The 17,295-nt window shown below is 69.7% G+C and carries 17 protein-coding genes; 6 read left to right on the top strand and 11 right to left on the bottom strand.

Translation table 11 applies throughout. The features are described from left to right. The first annotated feature begins 19 nt into the window (after positions 1–19). Positions 20–1,264, top strand: coding sequence for a KasA/KasB family beta-ketoacyl-ACP synthase (locus Q7X29_RS32545; protein ID WP_316576295.1), 1,245 nt, complete (start codon positions 20–22; stop codon positions 1,262–1,264). Between the two features lie 6 nt (positions 1,265–1,270). On the opposite strand, the gene Q7X29_RS32550 is transcribed toward Q7X29_RS32545, so the two are convergent. The 5 genes from Q7X29_RS32550 to Q7X29_RS32570 form a co-directional block, all read right to left on the bottom strand. Continuing rightward, positions 1,271–2,266, bottom strand: a complete 996-nt coding sequence (locus Q7X29_RS32550) for an ABC transporter substrate-binding protein (protein ID WP_218722142.1) — start codon at positions 2,264–2,266, stop codon at positions 1,271–1,273. Between the two features lie 30 nt (positions 2,267–2,296). Beyond that, positions 2,297–3,049 (bottom strand): ABC transporter ATP-binding protein, encoded by a 753-nt coding sequence (locus Q7X29_RS32555; RefSeq protein WP_316576296.1) that lies wholly within the window; start codon positions 3,047–3,049, stop codon positions 2,297–2,299. Positions 3,050–3,146: 97 nt separating this feature from the next. Then, the gene (locus Q7X29_RS32560; RefSeq protein WP_316576297.1) at positions 3,147–3,953 is read right to left on the bottom strand and encodes an ABC transporter permease; all 807 of its coding nucleotides are present in this window, start codon (positions 3,951–3,953) and stop codon (positions 3,147–3,149) included. A 45-nt stretch (positions 3,954–3,998) separates the two neighbouring features. Beyond that, positions 3,999–4,421, bottom strand: a complete 423-nt coding sequence (locus tag Q7X29_RS32565) for a VOC family protein (protein WP_218722145.1) — start codon at positions 4,419–4,421, stop codon at positions 3,999–4,001. Between the two features lie 84 nt (positions 4,422–4,505). Then, positions 4,506–5,153 carry a TetR/AcrR family transcriptional regulator gene (locus tag Q7X29_RS32570; RefSeq protein WP_316576298.1) on the bottom strand — a complete coding sequence of 216 codons (648 nt, stop codon included), beginning with the start codon at positions 5,151–5,153 and terminating at the stop codon, positions 4,506–4,508. An 88-nt stretch (positions 5,154–5,241) separates the two neighbouring features. On the opposite strand from Q7X29_RS32570, the gene Q7X29_RS32575 reads away from it, so the two are divergent. Then, entirely contained in the window at positions 5,242–6,387 is a 1,146-nt protein-coding gene (locus Q7X29_RS32575) for an epoxide hydrolase family protein (RefSeq protein WP_218722147.1), read from the top strand. A 104-nt stretch (positions 6,388–6,491) separates the two neighbouring features. Here the strand turns inward: Q7X29_RS32575 and Q7X29_RS32580 are convergent, their stop codons facing one another. Then, a complete protein-coding gene (locus Q7X29_RS32580; RefSeq protein ID WP_316576299.1) occupies positions 6,492–7,640 on the bottom strand; it encodes a GTP-binding protein in 1,149 nt (382 codons plus the stop codon). A gap of 77 nt (positions 7,641–7,717) precedes the next feature. On the opposite strand from Q7X29_RS32580, the gene thiD reads away from it, so the two are divergent. After that, positions 7,718–8,566, top strand: coding sequence for a bifunctional hydroxymethylpyrimidine kinase/phosphomethylpyrimidine kinase (gene thiD / locus Q7X29_RS32585; protein ID WP_316576300.1), 849 nt, complete (start codon positions 7,718–7,720; stop codon positions 8,564–8,566). A 115-nt stretch (positions 8,567–8,681) separates the two neighbouring features. Here thiD and Q7X29_RS32590 read toward each other — a convergent pair whose 3' ends face one another. Further along, on the bottom strand, positions 8,682–9,404 hold the full coding sequence (locus tag Q7X29_RS32590) for a TetR/AcrR family transcriptional regulator (RefSeq protein ID WP_218722150.1): 723 nt from the start codon (positions 9,402–9,404) through the stop codon (positions 8,682–8,684). A gap of 139 nt (positions 9,405–9,543) precedes the next feature. Between Q7X29_RS32590 and Q7X29_RS32595 the strand changes: the two genes are divergently transcribed. Further along, positions 9,544–10,170 carry a class I SAM-dependent methyltransferase gene (locus Q7X29_RS32595; RefSeq protein ID WP_316576301.1) on the top strand — a complete coding sequence of 209 codons (627 nt, stop codon included), beginning with the start codon at positions 9,544–9,546 and terminating at the stop codon, positions 10,168–10,170. 7 nt (positions 10,171–10,177) lie between these two features. Here the strand turns inward: Q7X29_RS32595 and Q7X29_RS32600 are convergent, their stop codons facing one another. Continuing rightward, positions 10,178–10,684 carry a DUF6790 family protein gene (locus tag Q7X29_RS32600; protein ID WP_218722152.1) on the bottom strand — a complete coding sequence of 169 codons (507 nt, stop codon included), beginning with the start codon at positions 10,682–10,684 and terminating at the stop codon, positions 10,178–10,180. A gap of 136 nt (positions 10,685–10,820) precedes the next feature. Here Q7X29_RS32600 and Q7X29_RS32605 point away from each other — a divergent pair, with 136 nt between their 5' ends. Then, a complete protein-coding gene (locus tag Q7X29_RS32605; RefSeq protein ID WP_316576302.1) occupies positions 10,821–12,104 on the top strand; it encodes a bifunctional glycosyltransferase family 2/GtrA family protein in 1,284 nt (427 codons plus the stop codon). Next, the gene (locus Q7X29_RS32610; protein ID WP_316576303.1) at positions 12,101–14,158 is read left to right on the top strand and encodes a glycosyltransferase family 39 protein; all 2,058 of its coding nucleotides are present in this window, start codon (positions 12,101–12,103) and stop codon (positions 14,156–14,158) included. Before Q7X29_RS32605 ends, Q7X29_RS32610 begins: the two co-directional genes overlap by 4 nt. Before the next feature lie 313 nt (positions 14,159–14,471). On the opposite strand, the gene Q7X29_RS32615 is transcribed toward Q7X29_RS32610, so the two are convergent. From Q7X29_RS32615 to Q7X29_RS32625, 3 genes are all read right to left on the bottom strand, one after another. Continuing rightward, positions 14,472–15,080: a TetR/AcrR family transcriptional regulator gene (locus Q7X29_RS32615; protein ID WP_218722155.1), complete on the bottom strand. Its 609-nt coding sequence runs from the start codon at positions 15,078–15,080 to the stop codon at positions 14,472–14,474. A gap of 4 nt (positions 15,081–15,084) precedes the next feature. Beyond that, positions 15,085–15,867 (bottom strand): enoyl-CoA hydratase family protein, encoded by a 783-nt coding sequence (locus Q7X29_RS32620; protein WP_316576304.1) that lies wholly within the window; start codon positions 15,865–15,867, stop codon positions 15,085–15,087. Between the two features lie 209 nt (positions 15,868–16,076). Continuing rightward, positions 16,077–17,237 (bottom strand): acyl-CoA dehydrogenase family protein, encoded by a 1,161-nt coding sequence (locus Q7X29_RS32625; RefSeq protein ID WP_316576305.1) that lies wholly within the window; start codon positions 17,235–17,237, stop codon positions 16,077–16,079. Positions 17,238–17,295 lie beyond the last annotated feature (58 nt).

Genomic DNA, 17,295 nt, shown 5'->3' on the forward strand with positions numbered 1-17,295 from the left:
TACAGGTATCCATGACGGCGTGACTGTACCGATCGCTTCAGAAACTCGGGCCGGTGTCGTGGTGACCGCGTACGCGGCGACCACCGCCCTCGCCGACACCGTCGACGAGACCTGGTCGCGCCTGCTGCGCGGCGAGAGCGGAATCCGCGCGCTGGCACCGGAATTCCTCGCCGACCACGACCTGCCGGTCCGGATCGGCGGACCGCTGGTCACCGCACCCGACGCCGAACTCACCCGGATCGAACAGCGCAGGCACTCCTACGTCGAGCGGATGGCCCTGGTCCTCGGCAGGCAGGTCTGGCGGGCGGCGGGCGCGCCTGCGGTCGACCCCGAGCGCCTGGCCGTGGCCATCGGCACCGGGCTCGGCGGCGGTGACGCGCTGATCGACGCCGTCGACGCGATGCGCGCGGGCGGTTACCGCAAGGTCTCGCCGCTGGCCGTCCCGATGGTCATGCCCAACGGCCCCGCGGCCACCGTCGGACTCGAGATCGGCGCGCAGGGCGGCGTTTTCGCGCCGGTCTCGGCCTGCTCGTCGGGATCGGAGGCGATCGCGCACGCGTGGCGGCTGATCAGCACGGGCGAGGCCGACGTGGTGGTCACCGGTGGCGTCGAGGGCCATATCGACCCCGTGCCCATCGCGGGTTTCGCGATGATGCGGGCCATGAGCACCCGCAACGACGAGCCGGAACGCGCCTCGCGCCCGTTCGAGCGCGACCGCGACGGTTTCGTCTTCGGTGAGGCGGGCGCGCTGCTCGTGCTCGAATCCGAACGGCACGCGAGGGCGCGCGGCGCGCGAATCCACGCCAGGGTGCTCGGCGCGGGCATCACCTCCGACGCCTTCCACATCGTGGCCTCCGATCCGGCGGGCGCCGGGGCGGCCCGTGCGATGCGCAAGGCGATTCAGACCGCGGGACTGCGGGTTTCCGACATCGACCACGTCAACGCGCACGCGACGTCGACCTCGGTCGGCGATGCCTCCGAGGCCGCGGCCATCACCGCGGTCACCCCCGACGCCTCGGTGTACGCGCCGAAATCAGCGCTCGGCCATTCGATCGGCGCGGTGGGCGCGCTGGAGTCGGTGCTGACGATACTGAGTCTGCGCGAGCAGATCGTCCCGCCCACCCTGAATTTCGACCACCCCGATCCGGCGATCGAGCTCGATATCGTCGCGGGCACTGCCCGCCCGCAGCGGATCGACTACGCGCTCAACAACTCGTTCGGTTTCGGCGGGCACAACGTCGCCCTGGCATTCGGAAAAGCGTAGCGGCGCTTACGCCTTGTCGAACCTGGTGTCGACGAAGGACTCGAAGTCGACCTTGCCCGGGATGGCCTTGGCCTTGGTGAAGGCGTCGGCGATCTCCTGCTCCGAGGCGATCACCGGATCGGAGAGCTTGATCGGCTGCTTGATCGAGCGGGTCCAGGTGGTGCGGGAGGCGTCGACGCTGATCTGGGTGAGTTCGGCGTACTTGGTCGACCAGGTGTCGAGATTGTCCGAGGACCACTTGGTGGCGGCGGCGTAGCGCTGGAAGAAGTCCGCGATCGCGGCCGACTTGCCCGCGTCGCCGACCGCGTGCTTGCCCGCGACCCAGAAGTTGTAGCCGTTGGCGGCCTGATCGGCGGTCGCGATCGGCTTGGCGCCGATCTCCTTCTCGGCGATGGCGGTGTAGGGATCCCAGGTCGCCCAGGCGTCGACATCGCCGCGGGTCAGCGCGGTGTAGCCATCGGCGGGAGCCAGGTAGACCGGCTCGACATCGCCGAGCGACAGGCCCGCCTTCTGCAGCTGCAGCAGCAGATTCGCGTTGGCCGAGCTGCCCTTGTAGACCGCGACCTTCTTGCCCTTCAGCGCCGCGACAGAGCCGATCGAGGAGTCCTTGCCGACCAGGATCGCGTCGCCCTTTCCGGTCGCCGAGAGCGCGCCGACGATCTTGATGTCGGCGTTGGACGCCGCACCGAAGATCACCGGGGTGTTGCCCGTCTGCGCGATGTCGATGCCGCCGGCGCTGGCCGCCTCGACCAGCGGCAGACCGGCGGTGAAGGTGGAGAACTCGATCTTGTACGGCAGGTTCTCCAGCTGACCGGAGGCCGCGAGCAGCACTTCGATCGAGATCGCCTTCTGGTCCCCGACTTTCAACGTGACGGTGCTCAGATCGACCGGGCCCGACGGCGCGGCGTCGGTCGCCGCGTCGTCACCGCAGGCGCTCAGCGAGAGCGCGGCGACGACGGCGAGGGCGAGCCCGGCCAGGCGGGACTTCGGAGTGCGTTTCACGGGAACAACTTTCGTGCGGGGGTGGACATCTCAGGAAGTGACGCCGAGCAGGGCCAGCAGCCGCGTGGCGTACTCGGCGACCTCGGGCGCGGCCGCCGTGCGCGGTCGCGGCAGGTCGATGGACACCTCGGCGGCGATGCGCCCCTCGTCGAGGACCAGGACGCGGTCGGCCAGGGTGATCGCCTCGAGCACATCGTGGGTCACCAGCAGCACGCCGAACGCGCGTTGGGCGTGCAGGCCGAGCAGCAGCTCGTGCATGGTCAGGCGGGTCAGCGCGTCGAGCGCGCCGAAGGGCTCGTCGAGCAGCAGCAGCGTCGGCTCGGCCACCAGCGCGCGGGCCAGCGCCGCGCGCTGGGCCTCGCCGCCGGACAGGGTCAGCGGCCAGGCGTCCGCGCGCCCGGCCAGGCCGACCTCGGCCAGCAGATCGCGGGCGGCCTTGTCGTCAGCGCGCCGATTGCGCGGCTTCGGCCTGCCCAGCGCGACATTGCGGACCACCGGCTGCCACGGGACGAGCCGCGGTTCCTGGAACACGATCGTCGGCCTGCCCGCGACGGAAACCTCACCGCGACCGGCGGTCTCGAGTCCGCCGAGAATCCGCAGCAGCGTGGACTTGCCCGACCCACTGCGTCCGACCAGCGCGACGATCTCGCCCGCCCCGATCTCGAGATCGATCCCGTCCAGCACGATCCGTTCGCCGAACTTCTTACCCAGACCGGCGATTCGCGTTGCGGGCGTACGCGCGGCGGCCTTGGCCGAGATGGGAGTGACTGCGGCAGCGGTCATGACGGGATCCTCGCGGTAGTGCGGCGGCGGGTGGCGGGCCAGCCGAAGGCCGGGACGGGGTGGGTCCGGCGATCGGCACGGGGAGCGGGGGCGGACATCAGCGGTGGACCGCCGGGCGCCAGCGCAGGGCGCGGCGTTCGAGCAGGCGCACGATGGAGTCGGTGGCAAGGCCGAGCAAGCTGTAGATCACCAGGCCGAACACCACGATGTCGGTGCGCAGGAATTCGCGGGCGTTGTTGACGACGAAGCCCAGACCCGCGCCGGCGTTGATCTGTTCGGCGACGATCAGCGAGAGCCAGGCGATGCCGAGGCTCTGCCGCACGCCGACCAGGATCTGCGGCAGCGCACCGGGCAGGATCAGCAACCGCAGCCGCTCGGCCAGGCCCAGTTGCAGGGCGCTGCCGAGCTCGAGCAGCTTGGGATCGAGCTGGCGGATGCCGGCGAAGGTGTTGAGGTACAGCGGGAAGAACACGCCGAGGGCGATCAGATAGACCTTCGGTTCCTCACCGATACCGAACCAGATGATGAACAGCGGGATCAGGCCGAACAGCGGGATGGTGCGGATCATCTGCAACGGCGGATCGACCGCGTACTCCCCGATCTTGCTCAGTCCGGCCAGGACGCCGAGAACCAGCGCGAGCACCGCGCCCAGGACGAAGCCGTAGAGCGCGCGCTGGCCGGAGACCAGCAGTGCGTCCCCGAGCTGGCCCGACTGGAAGGTCTCCAGCCCCGCGTCGAAGACGACCGAGGGCGCGGGCAGCTTCTTGGCCGGGATCCAGCCACTGCTGCTGCCGATCTGCCAGACCAGCAGCAGCACGATCGGCGAGAGCGCGCGCAGGAAGCCGGAGCGGCGGTACAGGGGTATCCGTCGCTCGTCGGTCTCGGTGGGGCTCGCCAACAGCATTCGTGCATGGTGCCCGGCCGCACGGGTCGCCCGACAGGGTTCGAATCAGCTCGAGGATTTCTCGGCCCTGGCCGAGATCTGCTGGACGGCCCAGCCGTTGCCGTCGGGATCGCTGAAGAAGACGAAGCCGACATTGTCGAGCGGATGCGGTGTCGGCCTGGGGTTCTGACCGAGGGATTGCACGTCGGTGACCTCGACGCCGCGGGCCACCAATTCGGCGTGCGCCCGCTCGATATCGGGCACCACCAGTTGCAGGCCTTTCAGCGAACCGGGCGGCATCTCGGGCACCGCGCCCTTGCCGATGACGATCGAGCAGCCCGAACCCGGCGGGGTGAGCTGCACGATGCGCACGTCCTCGGAGATCACGGTGTCGTGGTCGACGACGAAGCCGAGCCGATTCGCGTAGAAGTCCTTGGCCCGGTCGATATCGGAGACCGGCACGATCACGACTTCCAGGGTCCAGTTCACGAGGTGCCTCCCGAGGGTGGTTCGGTCACGCGGTGGTGCCGAGTCTGCCACCGGCAGGGCCGAGACGCGGGCCGAACAGGCTGTTCACGGCCTGCGCTCCCAGCGCCAGGCGTATTCACCGTCGGCGGGTGGTGGACCGGGCAGGTCCCCCTCGGCGGTCATGCCGTCGAGCAGCAGGGCCAGCACGCGCTGCCGCAGCTGGGCGGTGCGCACCGGGTCGGGCATCGTGACCGCGGCGCACGCTTCCAGCAGCAGCCCCACGTCCTGGGGATCGAAGTCGGCGCGCAGTCGTCCGCTCGTGTGAGCCCGGCGCACCAGCTCCGCGCTCACTTCGCCCGAGTGGATGACGTCGGGCAGCATCGACTCGTCGGGAGTGAAGGTGCCCGCGAGCTTGACCGTCAGCGAGTGCACGTCGGCCTCCACCACGCGTTCCAGGAAGCCGACGAATCCGCGCCACCCGTCCGGATCTTCCAGCGCCGCATCCGCTTCGGCGTTGAACCGGCGCAATCCCTCGTGACACAGCGTGCGCAGCAGCACCTCCTTGCTCGGATAGCGCCGGTAGAGGGCGCTGATGCCGACGCCCGCGCGTTCCGCGACAGCCGCGATCGGCGCGGTCGGATCGTCGAGGAACACGGCGCGGGCGGCGTCGAGGATGAGGCTGTCATTGCGCGCGGCTTGCGCCTTGCGGCCCGACAGGCGGGGCTGAGCTGCGGTTTCGGTCTGCTTGGGCATGAATCCAGACTACCACTTGAAACGGAATGATCCGTTCTGCTACGGTTGGAACAGAACGAAGCATTCCGTTTCACAACAAGGAGTCGACATGACCGCCACGGCCACCATCACCCCCTTCCGCATCGACGTGCCCCAGGCGAAGCTCGACGACCTCGCCGCCCGCCTGCGCGGCGCGCACTTCCCGGACGAGCTGCCCGGCGTCGGCGACGCCTACGGCGTCCCGGCCGAGCGCGTCCGCACTCTCGCCCAGTACTGGCTCGAGGAGTTCGACTGGCGGGCGCTGGAATCCGAGCTGAACGCCTACCCGCAGTTCACCACCGAGATCGAGGGCGAGAACATCCACTTCCTGCACATCCGGTCCTCGCGGCCCGACGCGACGCCGGTGATCCTCACCCACGGCTGGCCGGGGTCGATCCTCGAGTACATCGACGTGATCGCGCCCCTCACCGAGCCGGAATCGGCCGAGGATCCGGCCTTCCACCTGGTCATCCCGTCGCTGCCCGGCTTCGGCTTCTCCGGCCCGACCCGCAGCACCGGCTGGAACCGCTACCGCACCGCCCGCGCCTGGGCGGAACTGATGGCGCGCCTGGGCTACGAGCGCTACGGCGCCATCGGCAACGACGGCGGCTCGATGGTCTCCCCCGAGCTCGGCCGGATCGCGCCCGAGCGGGTGCTCGGCGTGCATGTCACCCAGCTGTACTCGTTCCCGTCCGGCGACCCGGCCGAGTTCGAGGGCCTGTCGGAAGCTGATATGGCCGCGCTGGCGCATCTGCAGTGGTTCCACGAGAACAAGATGGCCTTCAACACCCTGCACAGCCAGCAGCCGCAGACCCTGGCCTACGCCCTGGCCGATTCGCCGGTCGGGCTGCTCGGCTGGAACGCCCAGCTGTTCGGCGAGTCGATCGACGCGCGGTTCGTCGTGGCGAACATCGCGCTGTACTGGCTCACCGGCACGTCGGGCTCGTCGCTGCGGTTCTACTACGAGGACGCCCACGCCACCGAGCACCCGACCGAGCCGACCACGGTTCCTACCGGGCTGGCCATGTTCGCCGGTGACTTCCAGTCGATCCGCCGGTTCGCCGAGCGTGATCACAGCAATATCGTCAGCTGGAACTCCTACGACACCGCCGCGGGCAGCGGCGGCGCGAACGACGCGGCCGGGCACTACGCCGCGCACGAGGCGCCCGAGGTGCTGGTCGGCGACATCCGCCGATTCTTCGCCGGCCTCGCCTGATTCGGCTTCGGTGCCGCGGCCCACGCTCCCCTCATCGGCGCGTGGGTCGCGACCCATTCGAATCATGCACCAGCGCAGTGTTATACGCGCACCAAAGAACGCAATCAGTGATGCTCGTGCAGTTCACCCCAGGCCGGGAAGGGATCGGCGAAGCCGGCCCACCCGGCCGGACCCGCGGCGAACTCCGCGTCGGTGAGCAGCGCGGCATCGAGTGCGCGCCGGACCGCGGCCGAGTCCAGGCGCACGCCGATGAACACGATCTCCTGGCCCGCGGGCACTTCCAGCGACGACCACCACGCGCCCGGCTCGAAGGTCAGGTTCGGCCCGGCCTGCGACCAGATCGCGGCCAGCTCGGGACGACTGGCGATCCAGCAGAAGCCCTTGCTGCGCAACATCCCCCGCAGTCCGGCCAGCGCGTCGGCGAGCCGGTCCGGGTGGAACGGCCGGTCGGCGGTGTAGGTGAGACTGCTGATCCCGTATTCCTCGGTCTCGGGGGTGTGGCCGCCGGCCAGCTCCTCGGCCCAGCCCTCGGCCTCGGCGGCCACCACCGGGTTGTAGCGGCCGGTGGCGAGCACCTCGTCCAGCCCGACCACCCCCTTCTCGGTGCGCAGCACGTGCGCCCTCGGGTTGAGCCTGCGGACGGTCGCCTCGACGGTGGCCGCGGCGTTCGCGCTCACCAGGTCGGTCTTGTTGATCAGCAGGACGTCGGCGAATTCCACCTGATCGACCAGCAGATCCGCGATCGTGCGGGTGTCCCCCTCGCCCGCTTCGAGTTCGCGCTCGGCCAGCGCCTGCCCCTTGACCAGCTCGGCCAGGAAGGTCGACGCGTCGACCACGGTCACCATGGTGTCCAGACGCGCGAGGTCGCCGAGGCGGAACCCGTCCTCGAACTCCCAGTCGAAGGTCGCGGCCACCGGCATCGGTTCGGAGATGCCGGTGGACTCGATCACCAGCTGGTCGAACCGGCCGTCGCGGGCGAGCCGGGCCACGGCCTCGATCAGGTCCTCGCGCAGCGTGCAGCAGATGCAGCCGTTGGTGAGCTCGACCAGTTTCTCCTCGGTCCGGTCGAGATGTCCCTGGCCCGCGACGAGCGCGGCATCGATGTTGACCTCGCTCATGTCGTTGACGATGACCGCCACCCGGCGGCCCTCCCGATTGGCGAGGATGTGGTTGAGCAGCGTGGTCTTGCCCGCGCCGAGGAAGCCGGACAGGACGGTGACGGGCAGGTGCGCGAGGGGGGCGGAGTTGGTCACGAGTTAATGATAATGGTTTTCATTTGCTGTTTGCGGGCGGGGTCCGGCGAACCGGGCGCCGGTCGTAGGGTTGGAGCGTGAAGATGTTGCCGCTGACCCCCGATGGCCAGACCCCCGTTCGCGCGCTCACCATCGCGGGCACCGACTCCGGCGGCGGCGCCGGCATCCAGGCCGACTCCCGGACGATGGCGCTGTGCGGAGTGCACGCGTGCGTGGCGGTGGCGGCGGTGACCGTGCAGAACACGGTGGGCGTCAGCGGATTTCACGAGATCCCGCCGCAGATCGTGGCCGATCAGGTGCGGGTGGTCGTCCGCGATATCGGCATCGGCGCGGCCAAGACCGGCATGCTCGCCTCCACCGCGATCATCGAAGCCGTCGCGGACGTGTGCCGCGAGGTCGGCATCGGGCGCGACGCCGACGTGCCGCTGGTGGTCGACCCGGTCGCGGCCTCGATGCACGGCGACCCGCTGCTGCACGCGGAGGCGCTCGACGCGGTGCGCAACACCCTCATCCCGCTGGCCACGGTCGTCACGCCGAATCTCGACGAGGTCCGCCTGATCACCGGCATCGAGGTGGTCGACGACGCCACCGCCCGCACGGCCGCCGAGGCGCTGCACGCGCTGGGCGCGCAGTGGTCGATCGTCAAGGGCGGGCACCTGCGCTCCTCGGAATACAGCACCGACCTGCTCTACGACGGCGACACCTTCCGGGAGTTCACCGCGCCGCGCATCGCCACCGGCAACGATCACGGCGGCGGCGACACCCTCGCCGCGGCCATCGCCAGCGCGCTCGCCAACGGCTACTCGGTGCCCGACGCCGTCGCCTTCGCCAAGGAGTGGACCTATCGCTGCCTGGCCGCCTCCTACGACCTCGGCGCGGGCCACGGGCCGGTTTCCCCGCTGTGGCGACTGCGCACCGATGTCTAGCGTGGCGTCGCGAACTTGTCGGTGGGCAGGTTCATACTGAATCCATCGCACCCACCACCGGTTCCAACGACGCAGCCGGCGAGAACAACGGAGTTCGCCTCGGGCGCGACGACTTTCAGCCGACGACGAACGCGTCGCGCAACGGCTGCGACGGGTCGATCCTGACGCCGTTGAACCGTGCGTGCGCCGTGGCGAGCGCCGAGATGCTCTCGGCCAGATAATCGACGAATCGTTCCACCGGCATCGCCGAGACCTCGCGCTGATTCGCGCCGAGCCACCAGTCCGTGGCCGAGGCCACCGCGCCGAAAATCGAATAGTTCACCAATTCGATCCCGGCCACGTCGATCGATTCGGTGGGCAGCAGACCGGCGAAGAACTCCGCGGCCCGGCGCGCCGATTGTCTGGCCGCGACCAGCGCCCGTTCCGTTTCCTTGGCCTGCTGGCTGAAATGGCTGTGCAGCATGAACCGGAAGACGTTCGGGTGCTCGGAGACGACGGCCACGTATTCGGCGGCCGCGCGACGCACCAGGTCGGCGACGGAATCGTCGGTGAGGTTCACCCCACTGAGCACCCGTTCCCACAGCATGTCGCGGACCCGGTCCACGATCGCGTTGTAGAGATCGGTCTTGTCCTCGAAATGGCGGTACAGCTTCGGCTTGGCCGCACCGGCTTCCTTGGCGATATCGCCCATGCTGACATCGGGGCCGACCCGATCCAGCGCGCGGAACGCGGCGTCGACGAATTCGATCCGGACCTGCACGCGATGTTCGCGCCACCGCTCGGTCCGCGCGTCGACACGACGGACCGGCTCGTCTGCCTTCCGGTAACCGCGCGTCACGGTCAGCAGCTTATTGGCGCGGTCGGCCCGGGTGCTGCGCGGGGCGACTTTTGCCGGACCGGCAATCTTTCTTGCGGGTTTTCGCCCGGTGCCCGCACCATCGAATCGTCTACGCGTCCGCCGACCGACAGGAGCCCCGATGACCGAGACCGCGCCGACCGCCGAACAGTTCTGGGAGGACTTCTACCGCGAAAGAGACCAGATCTGGACCGGCAACGCCAACAAGACCCTGGTCAGCGAGGTCGCCGGGCTGACGCCGGGCACCGCGCTCGACCTCGGATGCGGCGAGGGCGGCGACGCCATCTGGCTGGCGAAGCAGGGCTGGCAGGTCACCGCCGTCGACGTCTCCGCCACGGCGATGGAGCGGGGTGCCCGGCACGCGGCCGACGCGGGCGTGCGGATCACGTGGGAGCGCCACGACTTGCAGACGAGCTTCCCGGCGGGCACCTTCGACCTGGTCTCGGCGCAGTTCCTGCACTCACCGGTGGAACGCCCCGACGAGCGCGCGACGATCCTGCGCAAGGCCGCGGCCGCCGTCGCCCCCGGTGGCGTGCTGGTGATCGGCAGCCACGCGCACTGGCCGACCTGGGTCACCACCCCGCCGCACGACGTCTCCTTCCCGACGATCGAGCAGATGCTCGCCCAGCTCGACCTCGGCCCCGAGTGGCAGGTGGAGACCGCGGGCCTGCTCACCAGCCCGTCGACGAGCCCCGACGGCGTCGAGGGCGAACGGGCCGACAGCGTGCTGCGCGTGCGCCGCGGCTAGCGGAGGGTCAGCCGCCCCGGGTACCCGCTTCGGCTTTCGGCACCGCGTCGCCGTTGCTTCGTCGCGACAGCACATAGAGCGCCCACATGACGATCGGCAGGAGGATGTCGGTCCACAGCGGGATCCCGATGTTGTACGGCTTGGTGTTGTCCTCGGCCACCCAGAAGTAGACGTGCCCGGCCGCGTCGCCCCAGTACTGGATGGTCAGGACGACGATCGCGCACAACCAGAAGTGGCCGCGGTACCAGTAGGCCATGATGCCGACCACGCCGATGGCCAGGTCGCCCATCGCGTTCTCCCATTGGAAGCCGCCGTCGCCCCGCGTGTAGCCGATCTGCTCGGCGACCTGGGCGCCGTCGAAGATGTGGGCGGCGGCGCCGAGAACCGAGGCGACCCCGACGACGGCCACCATCCACCAGACCATGTGGATGTCGGCCGCGGGTCGACCGGGCTGACGCCGGCTCTGTACGAACCCGCCGACGAGGGCGACGAGTACCGCGATGACGGTAGGCATCCGAGCGCCTCCATGCCTCGAGTCGAGCACTGTTCGAGCAGGTAGACGAGCTTTTCCAGTGTACCCTCGCGGATCCCCAGCAACCTCCCAGCTCGGTCCCAGCTGGGTGGCAGCGCCGCCGTCGAGGGTGGGTGGCATGACCCAGACCGAGGCCGAGCCACAGCCCACGCAGAGCAGCCGCGCGCCGGTGCTCGACGTGGTGATCCCCGTCTACAACGAAGAAACCGACTTGGGCCTGTGCGTGCGCAGGCTGCATGCCTACCTACGGGACGGATTCCCGTTCACCGCCCGGATCACGATTGCCGACAACGCCAGCACCGACGCCACCCTCGAGGTGGCGCGGCTGCTGGCCGACGAGCTCGACGGTGTCCAGGTGCTGCACCTGGACGCCAAGGGCCGGGGCCGGGCGCTGCGCGCGGCGTGGGCGGGATCGGACGCGGCGGTGGTCGCCTATATGGACGTCGACCTGTCGACCGATCTGAACGCGCTGCTGCCGCTGGTCGCGCCCCTGGTGTCCGGCCATTCCGACCTGGCGATCGGCACCCGGCTCGACGCGTCGTCGCGGGTGGTGCGCGGCCCCAAGCGCGAGATCATCTCCCGCTGCTACAACCTGCTGCTGAAAACCACGCTGCGGGCCCACTTCTCCGACGCGCAGTGCGGGTTCAAAGCGGTGCGCACCGATGTCGCCCGTGAACTGCTCCCGCTGGTGCGGGACGGGGAATGGTTCTTCGACACCGAACTGCTGGTCCTGGCCGAGCGCGCCGGGCTGCGCATCCACGAGGTGCCCGTCGACTGGATCGACGATCCCGACAGCCGGGTCGACATCGTCGACACCGCCCGCAAAGACCTGCGCGGTATCTGGCGGCTGACCAGGGCACTGGCGACCGGCGCGCTCCCGCTCGACGAGCTGCGCGCCGCCGTCGGCCGCGAGCCGCTGGTGGCGGGCGTGCCGCTCGGGATGATCGGGCAGCTGGTGCGTTTCGCGATCGTCGGCGTGACCTCGACGCTGGCCTACATCGTGCTGTATCTGCTGCTGCAACCGCTGCTCGGCGGGCAGGGCGCCAATCTGGTGTCGCTGCTGATCACCGCGGTGGGCAATACCGCGGCCAACCGCGCCTTCACCTTCGGTGTGCGTGGACGCGGTGACGCGATGACCCATCAGTTCCAGGGTCTGGCGATCTTCGGTTTCGGGCTGGCGATCACCAGTGGCTCGCTGTTCGCACTGCATCGCTGGGCGCCCGACGCCCCCGTCGTGGTGGAGCTCGGCGTGCTGGTCTTCGCCAATCTCGTGGCGACACTGGCCCGGTTCGTCGGACTGCGCTGGGTGTTCCGGCACGCCGGCTCCGACCGCGCGGTGGCGGACCCAGGGCCCGATGTCGTCCTGCGCGCCGCGACGGACACGGTGGAGGCGCGCCGATGACCGCCACCATCGCCCCGCCCTCGCCCGCCGCGATCACCGACACCGCGCCGCGCCGAAAGCGCTGGGAACTGCCGGCCTTGGCGGTTCTGCTGCTCGGCACCGCCATCGCCTACCTCATCAACCTCAGCGCCAACGGCTGGGCCAACGACTTCTATGCCGCTGCGGTGCAAGCGGGTTCGCGATCGTGGGAGGCGTTCTTCTTCGGCTCCTCCGACGCGGCCAACTCGATCACCGTGGACAAGCCGCCCGCCTCCCTGTGGGTGATGGAGCTGTCGGTGCGGCTGTTCGGGCTCAACAGCTGGAGCATGCTCGTACCGCAGGTGCTGCTCGGCGTCGCGACGGTCGCGGTGCTGTGGGCGACGGTGCGCCGATCCTTCGGTCCCGCAGCGGGATTGATCGCGGGCGCGGTGCTCGCGGTGACGCCCGTCGCGGTATTGATGTTCCGGTTCAACAACCCCGACGCTCTGCTGGTGCTGTTGATGACGGCGGCCGCCTGGGCGATGACCCGCGCCGTCGCCGACGGGCGCTGGCGGTGGCTGCTGCTCACCGGCGGCCTGATCGGTTTCGGCTTCCTGGCCAAGCAGTTACAGGTACTGCTCGTCGTGCCCGCGCTGGCGCTGACCTACCTGTTCGCGGGCCCGCCGAAGCTGGGCAAGCGGATCGCGCAGCTGTTCGCGGCGGGCGCCGCGATGGTGGTCGCGGCGGGCTGGTGGCTGCTGGCAGTGGAGCTGTGGCCCGCCGATCAGCGGCCGTGGATCGGTGGGTCGCACGAGAATTCGATCATCGAGCTGACGCTGGGCTACAACGGGCTCGGCCGACTGAACGGCAACGAGCGCGGCAGTGTCGGCCCCGGCGGCGAACTGCCCGCCGGCGGCAACGGCATGTGGGGCAGCACCGGGATCACCCGGCTGTTCGAGCCCGCGCAGGGCGGCCAGATCGCCTGGCTGATCCCCGGCGCACTGGTGGCCCTGGTCGCCGGACTCGTCCTGTGCGGACGATCGCCGCGCACCGATCGACGCCGGGCCGCGCTGATCCTGTGGGGCGGTTGGCTGCTCGTGACCGGCCTGGTGTTCAGCTTCATGGCGGGCATCTTCCACCAGTACTACACGGTGGCCCTCGCGCCCGCCGTCGCCGCGCTGATCGGCATCGGCGCGACACAGCTGTGGGGTGCGCGGGATCGGCTGTGGGTGCGCCTCACCGGTGCGCTCGCCATCGGCCTCACCACCGCCACCGCGTGGGTGTTGTTGTCGCGCAGCGCGTCCTTCCAGCCGTGGCTGCGCTGGACGATCCTCGTGGTCGGTGTGCTCGCGACCATCGCGGCCGCCTTCCCGCTGGCCCGCAGACAGGCGGTGATCGCCGCGATCGCCGCCGCTTTCGTCGGGCTCGCCGGGCCCGTCGCCTACTCCATCGATACCCTCGCGACCGCGCACTCCGGCGCGATTCCGTCGGCCGGGCCGAACGCCGGTGGGATGCACGGGTTCGGAGGTCGGGGTGGGCCAGGGATGTGGCCCGGCGGTGATGCTCGGATGGGCGCGATGCCGGGCGCGGATGGGGCGAACTCGTCGGGTGGTGCCGATGCTCAGGGCGGGATGCCATCGGACGGCGCTCAGGGCGGCGGTATTCCGTCAGGCGCTGCCCAGGGTGGCGGTTCGCAGTCGGATGGTGGTGCGGCCCAGCCGGGTGGGGCCGGCGGTCTGCTCGGTGGCTCGCGACCGAGTGATCGGATCGTCAGCCTGCTCGAGCGCGACGGAGAGAACTACACCTGGGTCGCGGCGACGGTCGGTTCCAACAGCGCCGCCGGATACCAGCTGGCCACCGAGCTGCCGGTGATGCCGATCGGCGGCTTCAACGGCAGCGACCCCTCCCCCACCCTCGACCAGTTCACAACCTATGTGGCCGAGGGCAAGATCCACTACTTCGTGGCGGGCGGCCGGGGCGGCCCCGGCGGAAACAGCGAGTCGACCAGCTCGGCGATCACCGCCTGGGTGACGGCGAACTACACCGCGACCACCGTCGACGGCGTGACGCTGTACGACCTCACCCAACCGAAGTAGTCGGCAGGGCCGAACGCCCGCAAGAACACTCGGGGCCGGGCTCGGTCGGATCACCCCGGTCCGACAGACCCGGCCTCGACGTGAAGACCCCCAAGGCTCACCCGCTCGACGCAGCGTTCGCATCCGGTGCGGCTCACGCGGACCCGATCAGCCCCACCGACCACCGGCAGGGATCGGTCGTCGTTTGCCCTGCGGCACTGCGCTTCACGCGATGAGAACGCGACCACCTCGTGGCCGCGCTCGGTCAGCACATCCACCATGGTCTGGCCGAGATGGCCGACACTCGGAACTGCGCAGGTCACCAGGGTTATACCTAGGTGTTCAGCGCCGAATGCAAGGTCGCCGCCCACTGGTCGACGATGAGTTTGCGGCGCGCCGAGTCGTCGGTGAGGACGTCGGCCAGGCCGAGCCCACGAGCCAGGTCGAGGGTCGCCTGGACGAGGTGATGGTTGACCGGATCGGAGTCGTCGACGCCGAGTGCTTCGACCGCGCGCCGGTGCGCGATCCGGCCGAACCGGGCCTCGAGCGGGACGATGCGTTCGCGCAGCGCGGGATCGGCGGCGGCGTGCGTCCACACCTGCAGGGCCGCCTTGAACAGCGGCGAGGTGTAGGACTCGACCAGGCCCGAGACGACGGCGCGGGTGCGGCCGACGCCCTCGGCGACCTCGCTGATGGCGGCGGCCTCGGCGGCCGACTGATCCATCCTGGTGTCGAACATGTACTCGAGCGCGCCCGTGATCAGGTCTTCCCTGGTGGGGAAATGATGCTGGGCGGCCCCGCGCGACACCCCGGCCCGTTCGGCGACCACCGACACGGTGGCGGCCGCCCAGCCGGTCTCGGCCAGGCAGTCGATGGTGGCCTCGAGCAGCCGCTGCCGGGTGGCCCGGCTGCGGTCCTGCTTGGGTTCGTGGGGTGTCGCCATCGGACTATTGTGCCCAGCTGGGCGGGCGCTTCTGGAAGAAGGCGGTCATGCCCTCGATCACCTCGGGGGTGCCGAAGAACCCGGCCGAGCGCTGTGCGAGCTCCTCGGCCTCGGCGTCGAAGCGCGCGAGCAGGGTCGAATTGACCAGCTTCTTGGACTCGGCCAGCCCCTGCGGCGAACCCTTGCGCAGCTCGCCACACAGGCGCTTGACCTCGGCGGCGGCATCGGCGGACGCGATGGTCACCAGCCCGATCCGCTGTGCCGTCGCGGCGTCGAACTTCTCGCCGGTCAGGAAGTAGCGGCTCGCCGAGCGCTGGTCCATCCGCGGCACCAGGGTGAGCGAGATCATGAACGGCGCCATCCCGATCCGCACCTCGGTGAGCGCGAAACTGCTGCTGGGCCCGGCGACGACGAGATCGCAGGCACCGATGATGCCCATGCCGCCGGCGCGCACATTGCCGTCGATCTGGGCGACGACCGGCTTGGGCGAGGCCAGGATGCCCCGCAGCACATCGATCATCACCCGCGTGCGCTGATCGGCCGCGGTCGCCGGATCGGCGGTACTCGCCTCCTTCAGGTCCGCGCCCGCGCAGAAGGTGTCGCCGGTGTGCGCCAGCACGATGCCGCGCACGACGGGATCGGCGTTCGCCGCGTCCAATCCGGCCAGTAGCTCGCGCACCAGCTTCGATGAGAGCGCATTGCGATTGTGCGGGGAATCGAACGTCAGCGTGGCGAACCCATCGACGACCTCGTACCGGACAAAGGGCGCGCCCTCAGGATCACTCATCGAACCCACCTCAACCTTTCACTAGATCGAACTCAACTCTGACCGCTCTCCCAGCCCCGCACCCGCGACCCCGAGGAGCGGCGGCCACGCAGTGGCCGATCGCGGCCGGGTCGCCGGTCAGGCGCCGTTTCGCAAGCGACGAAGGAGCAAGAAACGGTGCCTGACCSGCGACCCCCAAGGGCCGCGACTCGAGCGCGCCAGCGCTCCAACTAATACGACCGCGGCAGACCGAGGGAGTGCTGGGCCACGAAGTTCAGGATCATCTCCCGGCTGACCGGGGCGATGCGCATGATGCGCGCCGCCTGCAGCATCGCCGACAGCCCGACCTCCTTGGTCAGACCCGACCCGCCGTGGGTCTGGATCGCCTGGTCCAGTGCCTTGATGCTGGCCTCGGCGGCCGCGTACTTGGCCATGTTCGCGGCCTCGGCGGCGCCGAACTCGTCGCCCGCGTCGTAGAGGGTCGCGGCCTTCTGCATCATCAGCTTGGCCAGTTCCAGCTCGATCTTGATCTGCGCGAGCGGATGCGAGATGCCCTGGTGCGCGCCGATCGGCGTCTTCCAGACGGTGCGCTCCTTGGCGTACTCCACCGCGCGATCGATGGCGTAGCGGCCCAGGCCGATCGCCATCGCCGAGCCCATGATGCGCTCGGGGTTCAGGCCGGCGAACAGCTGGGCGATGGCGGCGTCCTCGGAGCCGACGAGGGCGTCGGCGGGCAGGCGCACGTCGTCGAAGAACAGGGTGTACTGGTGATCCGGCTCGATGACGTCCATCTCCTGGACGTTCTTCACCAGGCCGGGCGCGTCGACCGGGACGATGAACAGCGCGGGCTTGAGCTTGCCGGTCTTGTGGTCCTCGGTGCGCGAGACCACCAGGATGGCCTCGGCCTGATCGACTCCGGAGATGAAGATCTTGCGGCCGTTGAGGATCCAGTCGCTGCCGTCGCGGCGGGCGGTGGTGGTGATCTGGTGCGAGTTGGAGCCCGCGTCGGGCTCGGTGATCGCGAAGACCATCTTGGCCGAGCCGTCGGACAGCTTGGGCAGCCAGGTCTGCTTCTGGGCGTCGGTGCCGTACTTGGTGATGATGGTGCCGCAGATGGCCGGGGAGACCACCATCAGCAGCAGGCCGGCGCCCTGGGCCGAGAGCTCTTCCTGCACCAGCGCCAGCTCGTACATGCCCGCGCCACCGCCGCCGTACTCCTCGGGCAGGTTCACGCCGAGGAAGCCGAGCTTGCCCGCCTCGTCCCACAGTTCGGTGAGCGGCTCGTTCTTGCGCGAGAGCGGCAGCACGTAGTCGCGGTAGTTGTACTTGGCCGCCAGCGACGCGACCGCCGCGCGCAGCGCCTTCTGCTCTTCGGTTTCGTGAAAGCTCATGCTGAACCCTTCTGTCCTGACCCGGAGCCCTCCGTGGTCATGCTTCGCTACCGCCTCC

It is taken from the genome of Nocardia canadensis, assembly GCF_032656385.1.
In the GTDB taxonomy this organism is placed as follows: domain Bacteria; phylum Actinomycetota; class Actinomycetes; order Mycobacteriales; family Mycobacteriaceae; genus Nocardia; species Nocardia canadensis.